The 20,212-nt window shown below is 54.3% G+C and carries 10 protein-coding genes; 5 read left to right on the forward strand and 5 right to left on the reverse strand.

Annotation, left to right across the window (positions count from 1 at the left end; translation table 11 throughout):
- The first annotated feature begins 2 nt into the window (after positions 1–2).
- Both ABLQ08_RS16920 and ABLQ08_RS16925 read left to right on the forward strand, forming a co-directional pair.
- Positions 3–7,622, forward strand: a complete 7,620-nt coding sequence (locus ABLQ08_RS16920) for an SDR family NAD(P)-dependent oxidoreductase (protein ID WP_352944355.1) — start codon at positions 3–5, stop codon at positions 7,620–7,622.
- A 24-nt stretch (positions 7,623–7,646) separates the two neighbouring features.
- Positions 7,647–9,005 (forward strand): aminotransferase class I/II-fold pyridoxal phosphate-dependent enzyme, encoded by a 1,359-nt coding sequence (locus tag ABLQ08_RS16925; protein ID WP_352944357.1) that lies wholly within the window; start codon positions 7,647–7,649, stop codon positions 9,003–9,005.
- A 65-nt stretch (positions 9,006–9,070) separates the two neighbouring features.
- Here ABLQ08_RS16925 and ABLQ08_RS16930 read toward each other — a convergent pair whose 3' ends face one another.
- The 5 genes from ABLQ08_RS16930 to ABLQ08_RS16950 all read right to left on the reverse strand — a co-directional run bounded on the left by ABLQ08_RS16930 (position 9,071) and on the right by ABLQ08_RS16950 (position 15,494).
- Positions 9,071–9,880 (reverse strand): SDR family NAD(P)-dependent oxidoreductase, encoded by an 810-nt coding sequence (locus ABLQ08_RS16930; protein ID WP_352944359.1) that lies wholly within the window; start codon positions 9,878–9,880, stop codon positions 9,071–9,073.
- A gap of 19 nt (positions 9,881–9,899) precedes the next feature.
- Positions 9,900–11,645 carry a hypothetical protein gene (locus ABLQ08_RS16935; RefSeq protein WP_352944361.1) on the reverse strand — a complete coding sequence of 582 codons (1,746 nt, stop codon included), beginning with the start codon at positions 11,643–11,645 and terminating at the stop codon, positions 9,900–9,902.
- Positions 11,642–12,964, reverse strand: a complete 1,323-nt coding sequence (locus ABLQ08_RS16940; RefSeq protein WP_352944363.1) for a capsule biosynthesis protein — start codon at positions 12,962–12,964, stop codon at positions 11,642–11,644. The genes ABLQ08_RS16935 and ABLQ08_RS16940 overlap by 4 nt, the downstream gene beginning before the upstream one ends.
- Positions 12,948–14,297 carry a capsule biosynthesis protein gene (locus ABLQ08_RS16945; protein ID WP_352944365.1) on the reverse strand — a complete coding sequence of 450 codons (1,350 nt, stop codon included), beginning with the start codon at positions 14,295–14,297 and terminating at the stop codon, positions 12,948–12,950. Before ABLQ08_RS16945 ends, ABLQ08_RS16940 begins: the two co-directional genes overlap by 17 nt.
- A gap of 66 nt (positions 14,298–14,363) precedes the next feature.
- A complete protein-coding gene (locus tag ABLQ08_RS16950; RefSeq protein WP_352944366.1) occupies positions 14,364–15,494 on the reverse strand; it encodes a polysaccharide biosynthesis/export family protein in 1,131 nt (376 codons plus the stop codon).
- Between the two features lie 237 nt (positions 15,495–15,731).
- Here ABLQ08_RS16950 and ABLQ08_RS16955 point away from each other — a divergent pair, with 237 nt between their 5' ends.
- From ABLQ08_RS16955 to ABLQ08_RS16965, 3 genes are all read left to right on the forward strand, one after another.
- Positions 15,732–16,916: an AGE family epimerase/isomerase gene (locus tag ABLQ08_RS16955; protein WP_352944367.1), complete on the forward strand. Its 1,185-nt coding sequence runs from the start codon at positions 15,732–15,734 to the stop codon at positions 16,914–16,916.
- Positions 16,917–17,058: 142 nt separating this feature from the next.
- Positions 17,059–17,970 carry a bifunctional methylenetetrahydrofolate dehydrogenase/methenyltetrahydrofolate cyclohydrolase FolD gene (gene folD, locus ABLQ08_RS16960; protein WP_352944369.1) on the forward strand — a complete coding sequence of 304 codons (912 nt, stop codon included), beginning with the start codon at positions 17,059–17,061 and terminating at the stop codon, positions 17,968–17,970.
- A 387-nt stretch (positions 17,971–18,357) separates the two neighbouring features.
- The gene (locus ABLQ08_RS16965) at positions 18,358–20,208 is read left to right on the forward strand and encodes an autotransporter assembly complex protein TamA (protein WP_352944371.1); all 1,851 of its coding nucleotides are present in this window, start codon (positions 18,358–18,360) and stop codon (positions 20,206–20,208) included.
- Positions 20,209–20,212 lie beyond the last annotated feature (4 nt).

Genomic DNA, 20,212 nt, shown 5'->3' on the forward strand with positions numbered 1-20,212 from the left:
CTGTGGCGTCGCTTACATCAAACATCGATATTCTTGGATATTCTACCCGGCTTCCCGGGGCCAATAACTCAGACGAATTTTGGTCTTTGCTTCGAGACGGCCAATGCGCAGTTACTTCGGTTTCACCTGAACGTTGGCCATTGGCACGATTTGGCCATCCACAACAATCCACCTCTGGCAAAACCTACACCTGGGCCGCAGGACAGCTGGATGACGTTTGGGGATTTGACCCAACCTTTTTCGGAATTTCACCACGCGAGGCGGTGCAAATGGACCCGCAGCAGCGTCTCTTGCTGCAATTGGTTTGGGAAGCGCTAGAACACGCCAACATCCGCCCCAGTGATTTGGCCGGATCGAACACTGGCGTATATGTCGGCGCATCTTCCTTGGATTATCATCACCGCTTCCTGGTGGATCCGGCGATGGCGGACATGCAGTTTATGACCGGCAACACGCTGTCGATCGTTTCGAACCGCATCTCATACATCTACGATCTTCGCGGCCCCAGTTTCACCGTTGATACTGCGTGCTCGTCTTCTATCGTTGCACTGCATGAAGCAGTGTCAGCCATCGAAAGCGGTCAGATCGACACAGCAATCGTCTGTGGTGTCAGTCTTCTGCTAAGCCCGTTCGCCTTCGTTGGCTTTTCCCGCGCAACGATGTTGTCTCCGACAGGTCTGTGTCAGGCATTCGATGCAAATGGTGACGGTTACGTCCGCTCCGAAGGAGGCGCGGTTCTGATCCTGCGCGCCAAGAGAGCAGGCCTGCCGGAAGGTACGAGAAGTCACGGCAAGTTGCTTGCAACGGGCATTAACGCCGATGGGCGCACGGTTGGCCTCTCTCTGCCCTCGCCTTACGCTCAAGCCGATCTCCTGCGCGAGATCTACGAAGGGCTTGAAATCGACCCATCCAGCCTTTCCTTCGTCGAAGCGCACGGGACAGGTACGCGCGTGGGAGATCCGGCTGAAGCTGATGCGCTTGGCAAAGTCATCGGGCAAAAACGTGATGAAGTTCTTCCAATTGGCTCAGTAAAGACCAATGTGGGCCATTTGGAACCCGTTTCTGGCCTGATCGGACTGCTGAAATCCGTGATGGCATTGAAGGAGAACACTCTTCCTGCTTCGCTTCATTACAATACGCCCAATCCCGACATTCCCTTCGAAGAGTTGAACCTCAAGGTTGCCGGCGAAGCGATAGAACTTGAAAAGGCCATTGGCCAAAGGCTTGCCGGAATCAACTCCTTCGGCTTCGGCGGCACGAATGCGCATGCTGTTGTCGGCGACCCGGACCCAACTACGGGTGGAGACACGGTGTCTTCGATGGAAGCTCCTCTTGTTCTCAGCGCACGCTCGAAAGAAGCACTGAAGGAAATCGCAAGCTGCTATCTCCACAGGCTCGAAAACGAAAATGAAGCCGAATTCGCCAACGTAGTTACCTCGGCTGCTCATGCCAGAGATTTGCTGTCGGAAAGGATCGTCGTTCTTGGCAGGTCGAAAGACGAAAAGCTGACGGCACTGAGAGCCTACGTTGAAGAGGCCGAAGAAAAAGATGGCATCGTTTCCGGCAGTGTCATCAAGCCAGATGCCAAGATCGGCTTCGTCTTTTCCGGCAACGGCTCCCAATGGGCTGGAATGGGCCAGGAGGCCTACCAGGCCGATAAGGCGTTTCGGGACGCCTTTGACAAGGTCGACAAGATTTTTATGGGGCTTAGTGGATGGTCTCTGGTTACAACGATGTTTGCCGAGGACCTCGAAGCCGATCTTGAACGGTCGGAGATCGCACAGCCGTTGCTGTTCGCAATCCAGGTCGGCCTGGTCGAGTCGTTGCATCAGCGCGGCATCACCCCAAGTGGAACCGCAGGCCACTCGGTTGGAGAAGTTGCTGCGGCCTGGTGTGCCGGAGCACTTGATCTGAAGCAAGCGGTCAGGGTTATCCGTGCAAGATCCAGTGAACAGGAAGTGGTACGCGACCTGGGTTCCATGGCAGCTCTCCTTCAGCCGGCAGATCAGGCTATTGCAGGAATCAAGGAAAGTGGTCTACCCCGACTTGAACTTGCAGCGGACAACAGCCCGCGAAGCGTCACCATTTCAGGTGACAGTGAAAGTCTCGACGCGTTTGCCAAATTCGCACGCAAGAAAAAGTGGGCGATGCGCAAGCTTAATCTGGCTTACCCATTCCACAGCGCGCTGGTAGACCCAATTGAAGAACCGCTACTTGCAGCCTTGGAAGGTCTGGAGCCGACGGAAGCCGAGTTGCCTTTTTACTCAACGGTCATTCCTGAAGACCCAAAGGTAAATGTGCCGGCAGACTACTGGTGGAAGAACGTTCGGCAACCGGTCCGTTTTGCTGCCGCGATTGAAAACATGGCAGCCGACGATTTCAGCGTTTTGGTGGAGATTGGTCCAAAGCCTGTTCTTGGCACCTATATCAATGATGTCCTCCGCGCAAAGGGCAAGCAGGCCAAGGTCTTGGAGACACTCAAGGAACCGGCCCAAAAAGCAGAAACGACAAAACACAAATCCAACAATCCGCTGAAGCGGATCGCTGCCTCCATTTTGACCCATGGCGGTACAACTGATCTTGAAAAATTTGTTGGTCCAAAGCCTGCAAATCTGGCTGCACTTCCACTCTATGCCTGGCAAAACTCGGAGTTCCGTCCTGAAAGCAGCTCCGAACGTGTTGACTTCATGTTCGGGCAAACCTGGCCGCTGTTGGGGTATCGCCTACGTCAAGATACTGCCGAATGGTTCAACCATGTCGACAGTGGATCACTGCCGTTCCTGACGGATCACAAGGTTGAAGACAGCGTGGTTTTCCCGGCTGCCGGATACATCGAAATGTGCCTCAGAGCAGCACTGAGATGGACCAGGGGCGATCAGATCGAGTTGAGAGATTTCGATATCCTTCGTCCACTGGTGATTGAAGGCGACGAGGTATGGGAAACGCAGGTTCGCATTTCACCTGACGACCAGGTAATTGAAGTTCTCACCCGGCCACGCTTGTCCGATAACGATTGGTCGCTCAATGCTCGGGGTACGTTCGTCACACCATCGACAAGTTCCAGAACACCCTGGCTACAATCCGCGACGGAAGCCGTGTCCGTTCTCGGCCATGAAGACCTTTACCAGATAACGAGGACGTTTGGTCTCAACTATGGGCCTTCGTTCCGACGAGCTGACGAAGTAATCCGGCACAGTAAAACCACTGCGACAGTAACTTTGCTTGCGCAGGATGACAGTCTGCAAGATTGTCCCTTCGCGCTTTGTCCGACGCTGGTCGATTCCGGCTTCCATGGCCTTTTCGCCTTGCTCGACGGTGTTGACGGCGTTCCCAAGAACACCTCCTTCCTTCCCATAAGACTTGGGACATTGCGCCTGCTCGCTCCAGAAACCAACCCTGCATCGGTCAGGATTGAGGTCACAAAAGCTTCGCCAAGATCCATCGAAGCCAGTTTTGAGTTCCTGGACGCAGATGATCAGACGATTGCACGTTTGAACAAGGCTCGCTTTAAGGCGGTAACACTCGGTCAGGACACCAAGCCGGATGACCTTGTCTATCGACAGATTGCGACAGTCCTTCCCGAGAAAAATCGTGTTTCTCCTTTGGCCGATCAATTCAAGGGTCTGGAAGCACTGGCAAGCGAACTAGGACTTGCCGGTTCGGAAGAACAAGAGCTTGACGATAATCGTTTGCTCATCGAAGCATTAGGCCGGACGATCGCCCACGGAGCCCTTTTCGATATTTGGGGGGCACGCAAGAGGCATTTGGAAACACTTGTCGCAGATGGCCAGATAGACGAGACGGCAGCCCCGCTTGTTGCCAGTCTTCTTCTTTGGTTGAGCGAAAGTGGCCTATGCGAAGAAAGTGAAGATGGCTATCACCTGACTGATCCGTCAGACAACCCGTCCGCACGTGAACTTCTGCAGGCCCTGACAGATGGCGGCGGTGAGCATATTGCCGAAGCTGCGCTGTTGGCACGCCTTTGGACAGGTCTCCCGCAAGTGCTCGAGTCAGGCCTGGAGGAGACACCCGGAAAGGTCTATGCCAACAGCTTGCTCGAAGCCTACAAGTCTTCTTCGCCGACCAAACTGGCACTGTCCTTCGCACTCAAAAATTGCGTTCTGGACCTGATCAATGGATGGCCAAAGGACCAGGTACTGCGTGTGCTTCTCATCGGCACCACCAGTGGTCTCTCGGCAAGTATCGACGCCTGCCTGGACCCGGCCTACATGGCGTTGACGGTATCGGACACGACGTCAGCCGCTGTTGGCCGCGCCGAGCGCCTGTGGCAAGGAAGCTCTTCAACCAATTTCGTCGAACCGACCGAGTCAGATTTTGTAGAGGGTCAGGAGTTTGACCTGGTTCTGTTTGACACCTCGCTCTCGGAAATTGATGCTGACACATTGAAACGGTTTGCCGGATCGATTGTACCCGGCGGAGTTCTCCTCGCGGCAGAAGCACTGCCAAATCCGCTTACAGACTTGATCCTCGGAATTGTAGCGAACTGGTGGGATGAGAGCGCAACAGCTGAATTCCCTGTCACCAAACAGCAAGCAGACTGGACCAAGTACCTGGAAGCGGCTGGGTTTAAGGACGTTGAGTCTGTGCCACTAAAGAGCACGCTGATCGAAGCTGACCTGGTTTGCGCTCGCATTGCAGTCGCCCAGGACGCGCCGCAAGAAGACGACGACATTGCACAAGACGAAGACGAACAGGAGCTGAAATCCTACCTGTTACTGGCAGACGCCGAGGGTCCGGGGCAGCGTCTCGCAGAAGGTTTGAAATCCTGCCTGGAGCGCAGTGGCCACAAGGCTACGCTCCTTGTTTCAGGAGAAGCAACGGAGCAACTGAGCGAAAGTACCTGGAGTGCCGTTCTTGATGCTGACCGACACAATGATGCGCCTAATGAGACATTAAGCCAACTTGTCGCAAATCATGATGGCCGGATTGTGCATTTGCAGGGTGCGTATTCCACCACTGAAGACTCGCTCACTTCCATTGACGCGCGCGCTTACAGTCTTATGGCTCTTCTAAGAGCGCTCGGACTGGAGGCAGGAGAGATAACTCTTGTGGCACCTGGCGGAGCACAGGACATCGCCGGAGGCAAGCCTCCATCGCCCGATCAGGCTGGCATCTGGGCCTTTGGACGGGTGGTCATGAACGAGTATCCCGATGCCAATCTGAAACTGATCGACGTGTCGCCAGATCTGGAGCCAGGCATTGCCGCAGCGCGGTTATTTGATGAGATCCTCGTTTCGAATGGCGAGCGAGAAGTAATCCTGGACAGTGAAACACGATCTGGTCTCCGGCTGGTTAAGGGTGGAGTTCTTTCAGGTAATGTCCTGCCGGAAGGAAGCAGACCTGCGTTGAGGCTCGATATTCTGCGTCAAGGTTCTCTGGACCAGCTGTCCTGGCAAGCAGTTGTACGCAAGCCACTTGAAGGCAAAGACGTTGAAATTTCGGTGGAGGCAAGCGGCCTCAATTTCCGCGATGTCATGTGGGCACTGGGACTGTTGCCGGAAGAAGCACTTGAAGACGGTTTTGCCGGCCCGACGCTCGGCATGGAATGTTGCGGACACGTAGTCGCATGCGGACCGGATGTCACCCGCTTCTCCCCGGGAGACAAAGTCATCACCTTTGCACCTGCCTGTTTCGCATCTCACGTGACAGTTGACGAAAGTGGCTGCGCTCCGATGCCAAGCACCGTTTCCGCAGAAGAAGCAGCCACGATCCCGGTAACTTTCCTGACAGCCTATTATGCTCTGGTACATCTGGCTGCTCTTTCCGAAGATGAAACAGTCCTTATCCACGGCGGTGCAGGCGGCGTCGGTCTCGCGGCGTTGCAAATTGCAAAATGGCGCGGTGCCAAGATAATTGCGACAGCTGGCTCGGAGGACAAGCGCAACACGCTTAAGCTTCTCGGTGCCGATCTTGTGCTTGATTCCCGCAGCCTCGCGTTTGTCGATGCAGTGATGGAAGAAACACGCGGAGAAGGTGTCGACGTGGTTCTGAATTCGCTCTTCGGTGAAGCGATGGAACGCAGCATCGAAGTCTTGAAGCCCTTCGGACGCTTCCTGGAACTGGGCAAGCGCGACTATTATGGCAACACGCGTATTGGACTGCGTCCTTTCCGCCAGAATCTGACCTATTTCGGCATTGACGCTGATCAGTTGTTGACCCGCCAGCCAAAGCTGGCCGTCGATCTTTTCGTAAAACTGGTCGAGCTCTTCGAGGAAGGAACTCTTCGCCCCTTGCCGCATCGCGTATTCGAAGCAGGCGATGTCGTTGATGCGTTCCGCCTGATGCAGCAGGCAGGACACATCGGCAAAATCGTGATCCGTCCGCCGGAAGTTCCGGAAAAAATGCCCGTCGCGCAAACGATCGCGTTCGATCCAGAGGCAACTTATCTCGTTGCAGGTGGCTTTGGTGGTTTCGGTGCGGCACTATTGAACCGCCTCGCCGACCACGGAGCGCGCAACATAGCGGTCTTCAGTCGCCGCGGTGATGCCAGCGAAGACGCCCAGGCAGTCATCAAGCAGCTGTCTCAGCGAGACGTTACGGTCGAAGGCCATGCTTGTGACATCACCGATGAAGAGGCAGTCAAACAAGCTCTGGACGCCGTTCGTTCCAATGGCAAGCCGGTCAAAGGCGTTTTTCACACGGCGATGGTTTTGAACGACGTATTGCTTGCCAATATGGATCACGAAGGACTGACAAAAGTTCTCGCTCCCAAGGTGCGCGGAGCAGAATTGCTTGATCGATACACATCCGAAGATCCCCTTGAACATTTCGTTCTTTATTCCTCCGCAACGACCCTTGTCGGAAACCCCGGGCAGGCCAACTATGTGGCTGCAAATGGCTATCTTGAAGGACTTGCACGCAAACGTCGTGCCGAAGGACGACCAGGTCTTTCGGTCGCCTGGGGTGCAATATCTGATGCCGGGTATCTGGCACGCAACGAAGGCGTCAACGAGTTGCTGTCGCGCAAACTTGGAAGGCATGCGCTGACAGCCGAAGAAGCTCTCGATGGTCTCATGTCGCTGATGGCACAATCTCATTCTGCGCCTCAAGATCAGTCTGCTCTGGGATATGCTCGCATCGATTGGCAAGCAGCAAGAAAGGAACTGGCTCTTGTCGGAACTCCTTTCGTGAGCCTGTTGGGACTTGGTGACGATGACGAGGCGAATGCGGATGGCATGATTGACCTCGCCGTCATGCTTGAGGGAATGGATCAGGTCACCGCGGCTCAAACTGTTGCGAAGCTTCTGGCCGCAGAAATTGGCAAGATCCTGAGAATCTCGCCGGAAGAAATCGATCCGCATAAGCCACTGTCTGACATCGGTATGGATTCACTCATGGCACTGGAGCTACGCATGAGTGCGGAAAGACAACTGGGTATCGACATTCCGCTGATGTCGTTGGCAAATGGAGCGACCCTGATTGACCTGTCGAGCCGAGTCGCCAATCGTGTACTGGGCGAAGAAAATGTTTCAGGTGTTTCCGATGAAACGCAGCAACTTGCCAGCTTGCATATGAACGATGAGCGGCCCAAGACGGAAGATCTTTCCGATGTTGCCGCTGAAGTTGAGAACAAAAGCCGCGAATTGGGTTCTTTCCTGTAACCGGCAGAATGAAGGAATATTGCAATGGGCGCTGACGATCGCGCCAAGCTGATGGACAGCCTCAAAGCCACGCGCCGGTCGGCGCGTGGACGAAACTCCAGCGCGAACGTCCGTCAGCAGGCCCCTGCCCCGAAACGCAAAGTCTACGACTTCAAGGAACTGCCTCAGGTCAAGCAGCTGCAAATGCATCGTGCGGCAGCCGACATGATGGGTATCGAAAACCCGTTCTTCCGCCCGCATGACGGGCTGGCAGCCGGAACAAGCGTGATCGACGGCAGCGACTACGACAATTTTGCTTCTTACAATTACCTTGGTCTAAACGGGCATCCGGCGGTGAATTCTGCAGCAAAATCTGCATTGGAACGATTTGGAACAAGTGTATCGGCAAGCCGGATTGTGGCCGGTGAGCGTCCAATTCACGCCGAACTGGAAACAGCTCTTGCCCGAATTCACGGTGTCGAGGCCGCGATTGTGATGGTTTCGGGACACGCGACCAACGTAACCACTATCGGTCATCTGATGCAAAAGGGCGATCTGGTCCTTACCGATTCCTACGTGCACAATTCCATCGCCGAAGGCGTGAGGCTTTCCGGTGCTACGCGGATGAATTTTCCGCACGACAATCTCGACGCCCTTGAGAAAATGCTGGCTGATCATCGCCACAAATTCGAAAAGGTCCTGATCGTTGTCGAAGGCCTTTATTCGATGGATGGCGATTACCCGGACCTCAAGAAGATCATCAAACTCAAACAGGCCTATGATGCCTGGCTGATGGTTGATGAAGCTCATTCCATTGGCGTTCTCGGGAAGACAGGCAAAGGCATTGCCGAACATTTTAACATTGACCCGACTGAAGTCGAAATGTGGATGGGGACGCTCAGCAAGACATTTTCATCCTGTGGAGGATATATCGCAGGTTCCAAGGTTCTGTGCGACTACCTTAAAGTTTCCGCGCCTGGCTTTGTTTTTTCGGTCGGTTTGTCGGCGGCCTTAGCAGGAGCAGCCATTGCCTCTGCAGAGTTGCTTGAAACCGAACCTGAGCGTGTCAGCCGCCTTCAGAAAAACGGCGCGCTGTTTTTGAAACTGGCAAAGGAAGCCGGTCTAAACACTGGGCCAAGTGCCGGATATGCGGTTGTGCCGATTATTGTCGGCGATTCCGCCGGCGCTGCGACACTCTCAAATCGACTGCTTGCAAAGGGGATCAATGCTTTGCCGATCATTTTTCCAGCTGTTCCGGAAAAGTCGGCGCGGATTCGCTTTTTCGTTACGAGCGAACACACGGAAGAGCAGATCAAACGTGCGGTTGAAACCACAGCTGCGGAACTTGACGCCATGCGAGCGGATGGCACTGCCGTCGACCGATTGATCAAAGCCGCGCGATAGATCCTTTTCGCATGCTTCGACCGGGTGAATGCCCGGTCCACCGGCTTCATGAACTGCACAAACTCTCAAGAATCGGCTCGTTCTTTGTATCGCGGATCCTGTTCAATCTCGGCTTCGAAGCCACTCATGAAAAGATCTCCAAGGACCGGCGGCAGCATGTTTTGCAGACGAATACCCAATGCCAGCAGGAACGGGAAAGCGTAAAAGGCCTTCCTTCTTTCGATTGCCTTGCGTATCAGCCTGGCGGCTCTTTCTGCGGGCATTTCAAATGGCTTTGCCCCTTGATGTCGCGCAGACATCGGAGTGGTTACGAATCCCGGACAGATAATCGTCACGGAGATTCCAAAAGGTTTAAGCCACCCTCTCAGAGAGTGCCCGTAGGCTATTACCGCAGCCTTTGTCGCACTATATGACGGCATATCGGGCAAGGATCGCATGCCGGCCAATGATGAAATGAGAACGACCTGACCTTGCCGCCGCTTTTGCATTCCGTCAGTCACTCCGGTCACCGAATTGACCACGCCGCGGTAGTTGACGTCGATCTGCCGATCGCTGTCTTCATCGCTCTCACGCGAGCGGTTCGGCCCCAGGCCCGCAGTGACACCCGCATTGGCAACAATGATATCTATGGGATGACGCTGATCGAGGTCCTGAAGATAAGCGTGCAGCCCAATTCGCTCCCGAATGTCGATCGCCGCGATTTCACCTTCTGCTCCCAATGCACGGATGTCATTCAGCAATGGCTGCAGCCGATTCTCGTCACGTGCAATGAGAGCAAGGAATATGCCTGGCTTGGCGAACTCCTTTGCCAACGCCTGGCCAATACCTCCGCTTGCACCGGTCAGAACGATAACTTTCGAGGCACTCGCCTTCATCGACTCCCCTTTTCCTCCATCATAGACCGATCTTGCGGCCTAACCAGGATGCATGTCTTCTGATTGCCGTCGTGACAAGATGTCTGCGGTCATTGCGTTGCTGCATCAGCCTGGTCACAAGGAACTCAGGTGTGCATGGCAACAATGTCAACGGATCAATCGTGCGAGCGTATTTTACAAGAGCCAGGTAAACGAGTTCGTCCAGCGATCGCTTTCTTTGCCGACCATCGAGTGCAGTCAGGTCCTCACTCAACCCCCACCCGGCGTAAAACGGAGCACCATGCACGACCACTTTTTTACCGCGTAGAAGAGTCTCGAAGCCGGATAAGGAGGAAAACGTCTCGACCTCATCGACAGCGTCGATCAGGTCGATGATGTTTGCATCAACAGCAACCTGATCCGCGTAGCGCAATGCTTCTTCTCGCGTGACTTTGCCTTTTCTCAATCCGGTTTCAACGTCCGGGTGCGGCTTGAAAACCAGATAGGCATCCGGATTTCGCTCACGGGCCAGCCTCAAAAGGTCATGATTGACGTTAGGAGTGTTCGCGCAATCAATTGTTGCAGATCTTGATTTTCGAATGGCTGCGTCATCTGCGACTTGCCCCGGAACCAGTACCTTGTTGCGACCGGTTGGGAAATCAAAAGAACGCGATCGTCCGAAATTGTACTTCGAGACACGAGCCGTCCTGATTAACTCGATCAAGCCCGCACCTCTCGCACGCTCGTCGGAAGAAAGTTCGTAGTCGCGCAGCAACATTTCCAAACGGCTTGGCCGGGAGGGGTCATAGTAGATACCTAGATCGTCAACGGCGAGCATCGCCCCCCGAGCCAATCCAGCCCCAAGCCCAACCGAGCGTAGAAATCCATCTTCTATCCGAACAAGCTCGATGTCTCTTTTCCGGCATACCGCCTCGAGCGATGGGTCCGTTCTTCCGGCCCAGGACAGGATTTTTCCGTTGCTTTGTGCTGCTGCAGCAACCGTCTCTTCCTGTGTCTCGTGAAAGGTAACCTCTCCACTCTTTCCGGAAAACGTCGCGTTGATCGAAGGATGGTTCCAATATTGGGCACCATAACAATGCGACGGGCAATCATTTGACTGCCAGTGTTCCTGTACAGTCTTAAAAATCCGAACCGCTTCGTGAAAGCTCACCACTTCACCAGTGTACGGAGAGAACCAGACAACATGATCGCGCAGTAACCGATCAAGCAGCGTGTCTAATTTCTCACAATCGCCTGCACATACCTTGAGCGCAACTTGCCAGAACAGACCTGGCACGACACTTATCGGTTTTCCACCCAACAGCGCTTCCAGAAAAGTGCATTCCCTGCTCTCGGATACGCCCTCACCTGCGGAAACACTTGAGAGATTGAGCGAACGAAAAGTATCAAGCCTGACACGCTCCTGACTTTCCTCTCGATCAGGATCGATCAGTTTCAGAACGACTTCGGTAATGAGTTCATTCGGATTTTCCCACTGCCGTTCGTGACTTTTCGGAACCGGGATCAGAGCAAGGCTTGCCGGAACCCGCTTGGCTGCGATGGAAGTCGGACCATCAAAAACGAGAACCATGGTCGCGCCTGCACGCATCGTTTTTGCGGACGCGTCCAAAACCTTGTCTGGTCGAACAAAAATTGCCCGCTGGTCGTGTCGCAGACCTGGAGCGATACCGCTGTCAACCGCTCTGATGAACTGGTTGCGATAGCCTTTCAGTGAAGGGTCAAGGACCTTGACCGCACCTGGTCCAAAACTCTTCAAACCAATCATAATGGCACTCCGAGTTCCCGCGCTCTTTCAAGCCTCGGGGGAGGATCGACAAATGCTCCCAGCGGATTGAGTTGCCGTGCGGATATCCTGTCTGCAATATTTTTTGCCGCGACGCGAACCCCATCCTTGTTGTGTATCGAACCGCGAACCTGAGTGGTCGCAGCCAACGCGACAATGTAAGAGTTCAGCAACTCCGGATCCGGTTTCTTCGGATTTGACCAGAAACTGGACAAGTCTCCTTGATGCGTCAAACCAGCAATGTCGTAGTGCGCCGGCACCAGGGTTTTTACCGGGATCCTTGCTTGAAGAGCTTCCAGACCGGATGTCGAATTGAGCGTCACCACACCGCTTGCTGCTTCGAAGGGCCCTGCAAGCCCACCTCCGTCGAGAAAGTGTACCTGATGACCGACGCCATATTTTTCAGACAGCTTTTTCGAAACATCCGGCCAGTTCTCAAACCCAACATCAAGCGGATGGCTCTTCAGGACCAGATGTGTACCGGGTGAGGTGTCCTGCGCAAGTGACCTGAATACGGTTTCCAGCACTTCGGCAAAACTGTTGTAAGGAGAGTGACGCCTCAATTGAAAGTCCCCTTCAAGCTGCAACGGCAATACAAAATATCGTGCCCCTGAGCTTGTGAGCTCAGCCAATTTCCGTTCGGCTATCGCATTCCTCTTCGTCTCCTGGAGAAGTCGAACGGCACCTCGCGCATATTCCACTAGAGGTGGGTAGATTGTGTGGCGTTCGTAGTGGGGAAAAAGCGGTTTCAAGAAAACATTTGTCAGATTGTAGGCAACGTCCGGAGCTGTCTGGAGCCAGAAGAATGATGGATACCTCGGAGACATGTCCATCTCTTCAGCCCGTTCAGCTATTTTCTTGATCAATTCAGGATCGGAAGGAAAATGGCTCATAGTGGAAAGGCCGTTGCGCTCCAACGTCATCCATCCGGGGCGGAGTGCGCCCAGCTCGGTCACCGAGACATATAAATCGTTCTGCAGTGCTATTTGTATGGCAGAACGATGATAGAGCCGTTGGTCCCCATGCAGAACCAAGTCAGTTATCTCGTTTTGCCGAATATACTCGCGGAGGAATTCTGGCCATTCGCCAACGGTCCCTTTGAAGCTGGTGCAGTTTTCACCGTGCCAGTGCAACCAGTCTCCAGCACAAAAATTGATCCGGAAGACATCGTGCCCCCGGCTCTTCAGACACTCTCCGATCAGCTTGAAGAGAGGCGACAGCGGTCCCTGCAGAAACAGAATTCGCCGTGCGGGCAACTTGGAATTCTCTCCGGACAAGGTGGGATCACCCGCGCCAGACATGAGACCATTGCTCTGTTTTTCCACGAGACTTCAGCTGTTCTGAAAAAGTCGTCGCAATGTTTCTGGATCGAGCCTTTTCCAATCTGGGCGGAGACTTGCATAAGGCACCCGGCAAATTGACAGTGTCGGCGATCATGCGTTCAGCCATCAGACTAGCAGCGGCCTCTCTCCCCTCCTTTGTATAGAAACAACCCTTGACCTGGATGGTGGCTGCCAACAATCTTTCAAGGGCATCAAGAAGCTCCGGATCCGGCGCGGTTCCAGAGCGCCAGAATTCGTCCAAGGACTTCTGGCAGGTCAATCCCGCAATATCGTACAAGGCTATGCCCAAAACCTTCGTTGGGCATCCGACGCGAAGCGCATGCAAACCGGTCGTGCTGTTGATCGTCAAGGCGCCGGCTGCGTTCTTGAGCAACTGTTCCAAGTTACCGCCGTCAACGAGCAAGACACGGTTTTTGACACCGTGTTTCTTGGCAATCTGACCAAGAATACGGGACCACGGTTCTATCCCGTTATCGAGGGGGTGCACCTTGAAAACAAGGCGTGCAGCCGACGGCGCGTTTTTCTTGAAAGACACGACGACCTCTTCCGCAGCATCACCAATATGATCATATTGTGAATTGTAACGAAGTTGGTAGTCGCTCTGAAGCTGGAGCGGAAACACGTAGTAAGGCAAACCGGTCGCGATGATATCGTCGATTACATGATACGCCCTGCGATTCCGACTGGAGGCCAGCGCAAGTCTCGGGATATTGCTGAGGTAATCGATTAGCGGATGGTAAAGTTTGTCTCTGACGTAGCCCGGAAAAGCCAAGGCAAATATTACATTCGCCATGTTGTAGGACACTTCGTTCACGGCTTCATTGACGAAGGGATATTTATAGAGCGGCCTGCGGTCGATTTCCGGAAGGAGCAAACCGGTTTCGCGTATCAGGTCAGGATCCTCGGGAAACCGGGAGTGGGACGACATTCCATCGTGTTCGAGGGTAATCCAATCAGGCCGCAGATAACCGTTTTCAAAGGTTAGGCAGGTTGCTCCCAGTTCCGCCCCAATTTCAGCAGCAGCGACATGGTAGGGAACGCGATCGGCGTAATACACAATGTGGGTAACATTGTTGGACTTGATGAAGGTTCGCAACCACTCCGGCCAATTTTCCAGACCGCCTCGATAGGATGTGCAACGTCGATCATGCCATCCCAGCCAATCGCCTGCAGAAAGGTTTACTCGAAGGGTCTTTACCCCCTTCGCCTCGAGACTGTCAGCAATCGTTCGAGCAAACACGCCAGGCGGTCCTTGCAGGAACAAGACCACCATGGAGTTTGTTTCACTCATTGAACAGACCAATCCGGAACCTCGATGCCCTCGACAGAACCGAAGGCACCGGTAGAAATGGAAAATTTAGTCGGTAATCCTGGAGACCGTCGAGTAGTTACTGATCAACGGTGCAATGATTTGCAGGAATTTACCCAGTTCCGCTGTCGGATGGTTCGAAACGAAGATAATGTCCTTGTCCCGCATCTCGAAATGCTGGGACATGAAAAATCCCTTCGGGTCGCGCAGGCTCAATTTGTAAACAAGCGGCACGGACACTTGCCCCGCGTATCTGTCAGCAACAACCGGCTTCAGCTGACGGACGAGCGCAGCGTCTTCATAGCGGAAAAGGAAAACACCGTTGGCATCAGCGCGCTCATCTCGCAACCCGCCGACGGTTGCCAAAGCTTCTGCCAATGTAACGCTTTTGGTTTTGAACGGTACCAGCTGGTTCGTCTTAACTGCGCCGAACGCGGAAAACGTTCGCGGTCGGTGTGAAAGCAAGATGTTGTCGCTTGGAGAAATCAGGACGTTGTTTTCCGGGAAGTCAATCAAGTCTTCCAGACGGGTCGTCCCGGATCGATTACCGCGCTTCAGAGTAACAACCGTTTCGTAGGTGGCTTCGCGCGAACCGCCGGCCTGTGCGACCAGATCCAGCAAGCGGGTGTTGCGAATAGGCAGCGGATAGACACCAGGTTTCATGACATCGCCCACGACAACGGCGGTCGTGCTGAGCTTGTCCTTCAGCGAAACGAGGACCTGAGGTTCCACCGCCTTGCCGACGAGTTTCTTTTGGATCGACTGGCGGAGGCCTTCGACGCTCAGTCCGGCGGCCCGCACACGTCCTGCATAGGGAACGAAGATATATCCGTTTTCGTCAACAACTGAAGGTATCTGGCTTGAGCCATCGTCGCCGCTTGAAAACAAGCCGTCAGGGGATGCTTCCCAAATGGTGATGACGAGCGTATCGCCAACGCCAAGCAATGTCGGCGAGCCACCACCGCCTACGCCGCGAAACTGATTGGCAAACGCCAGGGGCCTGTAAGCCCTGACGAGCTCGATATTGCCGGGGTTCAGCGAAACAACGGTGTAGTCACCTGTCTCGGCATTTTCTTCAACATCCTTCGAGGTGATATTGATCGCCGAAGGTCCGTCTCCGGGCAATGCAGCACATCCGAACAAGGCCCCTGCTGCTACCAGTACCGACAAAATTCGCATAAGAAATCAATCCACCCCATACTATGAAAGTCAGGTAGCACCCTCTTGACCTGATGTCCAAGGTACAGAGTGTCTCTCCCCAGGAGAAAGCTCAATGCTGTGACTTTGCAGTAACAGTAAACTCGCTTTTCCTAGTCAATTGATTAATTTCCGATTTATCGTCTTAAGTTTTCCGCAGAACCACCTTTATGTTGCCCACCATGCAATGCGCCAGGCCGAAACTTCATGAGGAATTCAATGCCCACCAAACAGTCGAAGGTCAAAGACGATCTGATCAAGTCTCTTTCGGTGGAATTAACAGGCTGGCTGACGCAAAGAGCTCTCCCGGCCTGGCAAGCGAATGGACTGGACCTTACAAAGGGTGAGTGCTTTGAAGCCATTGACCTTGGCGCAGAACGAGCCACAACGAGCCCAAGGCGCGCACGTGTCGTTCCTCGTCAGATCTATTCCTTCCTGGAAGGTGAAAAGCTGGGCTGGACCGGCCCCGGCAAAGAGATCGCGGTTTCCCTTTTTGACTGGTATCTGAAGACTTATCTGACTCCTAAAGGTTATCTGGCAGCCGCAGTCGATCTGGAAAACAAGGTCGTTGATGACACATTCGACCTTTACAATCAGGCTTTCGCGCTTTTCAGCTTCGCTCAAATTGCAAAGTTTCTGCCTGAACGCAGAGAACAGGCAATCAGATCCGCGGACAATCTGCGCACCTACCTTTTCGACAACTACCGGCATCAGGAAGCCGGTTTTCGAGAAGCCAATCCAGACAAAGTTCCACTTTGCTCCAACCCGCACATGCACCTGTTCGAGGCGTGTCTTGCCTGGGAAGAAACGTCAGACGACCCTGTTTGGTCTGACCTGGCGGATGAGTTGGCCGAACTGGCTCTAACCAGATTTATTGACCCGGTGAACGGCGGTCTCCGCGAGTTCTTTGCACTAGACTGGTCTCCGATGCCGGGGGACAAAGGCAAGGTTGTAGAACCCGGCCATCAATTCGAATGGGCTTGGCTTCTGGCACGCTGGGGTCACGACCGCGGCGACGCCGGGGCATTGATTGCCGCTCGCCGTCTTTACGACATCGGCTGGACATACGGCATAGATGAAAGCCGCGGTGTCGCGTTCATGTCTCTCAATGACGATTTCACGGTTCGCGATCCCATTGCTCGACTCTGGGGACAAACAGAATGGATCAAAGCCGCTGTCGCACTTGCCGAAGTCTCGACGGGCGTCGAACGGGACGCTTACCTTGCCGACATTCCTGACGCGGTACGTGCGCTGCAGATCTACTTCAAAGACGTTCCGGCGGGATTGTGGCGCGACAAATTGGCGCCTGATGGTACATTTACGGATGAGCCTGCGCCAGCCAGCTCGCTCTATCATATTGCCTGCGCCATTGCGGAATTGAGCGCTTTTGCCAAGTCACTGTGAAGAGCGAAACTGATACAACTTTCGTTGAGATGGCGAAACCGGAGCAAGAAAAGACGCAAACCGTGTTTTCAAGCTCGTTCATGTTTCTATAGCGTGTCGCCGAAATCAAACGAGATGACTCTATTACTGACGAGGAGGCGGGATGCCCCAGGCTCAAATCATTGATGGCAAGGCCATTGCAGAATCAGTCCGCGACGAGATTACTCACCGCGCTGCCAGATTGCTTGAAGCGACGGGCAAGCGTCCCGGACTGGCCGTTGTTCTGGTCGGTGAAGATCCGGCAAGCCAGGTCTATGTTCGCAACAAGGACCGTGCTGCAGAAGCTTGTGGTTTTCACTCCGTCAAGCACACCCTGGACGCTGAGACCAGCGAACAGGATGTCCTCGCGCTTGTAGAGCAGCTCAACAACGATCCGGACGTGCACGGCATTCTGGTGCAGCTTCCCCTGCCCCGTCACATCGACGAAAGCAAAGTGTTGCGCCTCATCCGCCCTGAAAAAGACGTTGACGGCTTCCACCCGGTGAATGTCGGTCTTCTGACAACCGGCGAACGTGACAGTGCGCTGGTTCCCTGCACGCCCGCGGGCAGCCTGGTTCTCTTGAAGCGGACACTCGGCGACACTCTTTCCGGCAAGAACGCTGTCGTGGTCGGCCGTTCGAACATCGTTGGCAAGCCAATGGCAAGCCTGCTTCTTCAGGAAAGCTGCACTGTCACAATCGCACACAGCCGCACGAAGGATCTGCCTGACGTTGTACGGGCGGCAGACATCGTCGTCGCAGCTGTAGGCCGCCCTGAAATGATCAAAGGTGACTGGATCAAAGAAGGTGCAACAGTCATTGATGTCGGTATCAATCGCATCCCTGCGCCGGAACGCGGCGAAGGCAAATCGCGCCTTGTCGGTGACGTCGCTTTTGACGAAGCGGTCGAGCACGCAGGCGCCATCACCCCTGTTCCCGGGGGCGTTGGTCCGATGACGATCGCAATGCTGATGGTGAACACCCTCACCGCTGCAAGACGATTGATGGGCCTGCCCGAAGAAGAACCGCTTTTCTAACCAAACGGAAAAGACCCTGCCGGTTTCTGTCTCTGCCAGAGTTGAATTTATCTAACTTCTGCTGCCGCCGAGACAAAACCGGCATACAACTTAAGCCCTTGCGTAAAAACCAGCGCCATGGTCTATCGTGATTTAGTGAACTTTAACCACGGCTCTCTAGGCTGGTTTACGTAGGGGCTGAAAGCAACCTGATCGGGTGTTTGAATTTCAGAAACAATCCGTACAGGCCAATCCGTCAGGCGGCAGTAAGTGAAGGGTCTACCGTCTTCAGTTTCCGGCATTGGTTCGGAACAGCATAGTTGCGCATTTCACACGTCGGCTGCTCGATGGAGCTCCGGCGCGATCGGTTTTGCCAAAGGTTTCTTGGCGACCGGACTGTTTTGCTGCTTGCTGTCGTTCACCACACTGCCGGCTCATTCATTCGAAATTTTTGGCTGGTCTCCCTTCGGGTCTTCCGACGAGGAAGAAGAAGGCGAAGCCGTACCGGATCCTACGCCTTATGAAGCTGAACTCTCCACCACGAACGGTGGAGAGGAGCTTTCGAAAGACCTCAAGAGTGCGTCGCTTCTGATCCAACAGCAAGATAAACCGCCTTCGGGAGAAGCCGGACTGATTGCCCGAGCTCTGTCTGACAGGGAACGCCTTGTTGCCAAACTTTATGCCGATGGCCGCTACGGCGGAACGGTCGACATTTCGCTCGCCGGCATTCCGTTGGAAACAGCGCTTGAGCAAAGTGACTTGCCCGACACGCGACCGGTGAAGGTTTCCATCCTTGTCAATCCTGGCCCCGAGTTCACCTTCGGGAAAGTCACTATTTCCTCCAATGGAGGAGACCTGTCGACCGACCCGTCATTCTGGGGATTGGAACCGGGAGAACTTGCAGCATCAGGCAAAATACTAACTGCTGAAAATCGCATCGTGTCGGTGTTGCGTGGCAGAGGTTATCCGAAAGCGAAAATTGCCGAACGCCGCATCACCGCCGATCACAGTGTAAACAAACTGGATGTCGCTCTGGTCGCGGATGCCGGACCTCAGGCACGCTTCGGAACGGTTTCCGTCAGCGGAACCGAAGTGACGGACCCGAATTTTGTCATTCAACAGGCCATGCTGCCGCAAGGCGGTATTTATTCTCCAGAGGATATAGCCCGAGCTCGCAGACGTTTGAACGAACTTGGCATATTCTCGTCCATTCGCTTTGTCGAAGGTGACATTGCGGGTCCCGACGGCACATTGCCGATCATGATAGAGGTGAGCGAGCGCAAACGGCATGTCATAGGAGCCGGAGCATCCTGGTCCAGTATCGAGGGCTTCGGCGTTGAGGCCTACTGGCGCAGACGAAACCTGTTCGGCCGTGGCGAGCTGCTTTCCGTTGAGGGGTCAATCGGCAGAATCGGAACGGAGAGCCTGGAAAACCAAGAATACTCGGCTCGCATCGCGTTTGAAAAACCCGGTGTATTCGGGCCATTGACGAGCTTCTCCACCAGCCTTGGAGCCAGGCAGGAAAACCCCGATGCCTACAAGAGCCGCTCGATCACATTTGATGCCTATCTGAACCGGCAATTTTCAGAGCAGTTGAAAGGTCGTGCAGGCGCAGAAGTCTTTTACGCCAACGAAGAAGACGCATTTGGCAATGACGACTATCTGCTTGTCGGGCTGCCGGCGGACCTGACGTTCGACAACAGGGATGACAAGCTCAATCCGTCCAAGGGTGTGTTTGCCGCTCTGTTTGCGGAACCTGCTTACGATACGTTGAATTCCAACGCCATGGGGTTCATGAAGGGAACGGTTTCGAGCTACTACGCGCTGGACGAGGCAAAACGCTTTATTCTCGCAGGCAAGGCTTCGGCTGGCTCCATATTGGCTCCATCCGTTGAAGCGGTTCCGGCGAGCAGACGATTTATTGCAGGCGGCGGTGGCTCCATCCGAGGTTACGCCTACCGGAACGTCGGCCCGCGCGTGGACGGCGAAGTTGTGGGCGGTCGCTCGCTCGTGGAACTTTCCGGTGAAGTCAGGATCAGAATGACAGAAACCATTGGAGTTGTTGGCTTTGTTGATGCCGGCAATGCCTATGAAGATAGCATTCCCGACTTTTCCGAAAGCCTGAAGGTGGGCGTCGGCGCCGGCTTGCGTTATTTTACCCCCATAGGACCGCTTCGCATCGATGCGGCGGTCCCGCTTGATCCGGGACCGAACGATCCGGATTTTGCCCTTTATGTCGGTTTGAGCCAGGCTTTTTAACGCC

It is taken from the genome of Roseibium sp. SCP14 (assembly GCF_040329475.1).
GTDB lineage: Bacteria > Pseudomonadota > Alphaproteobacteria > Rhizobiales > Stappiaceae > Roseibium.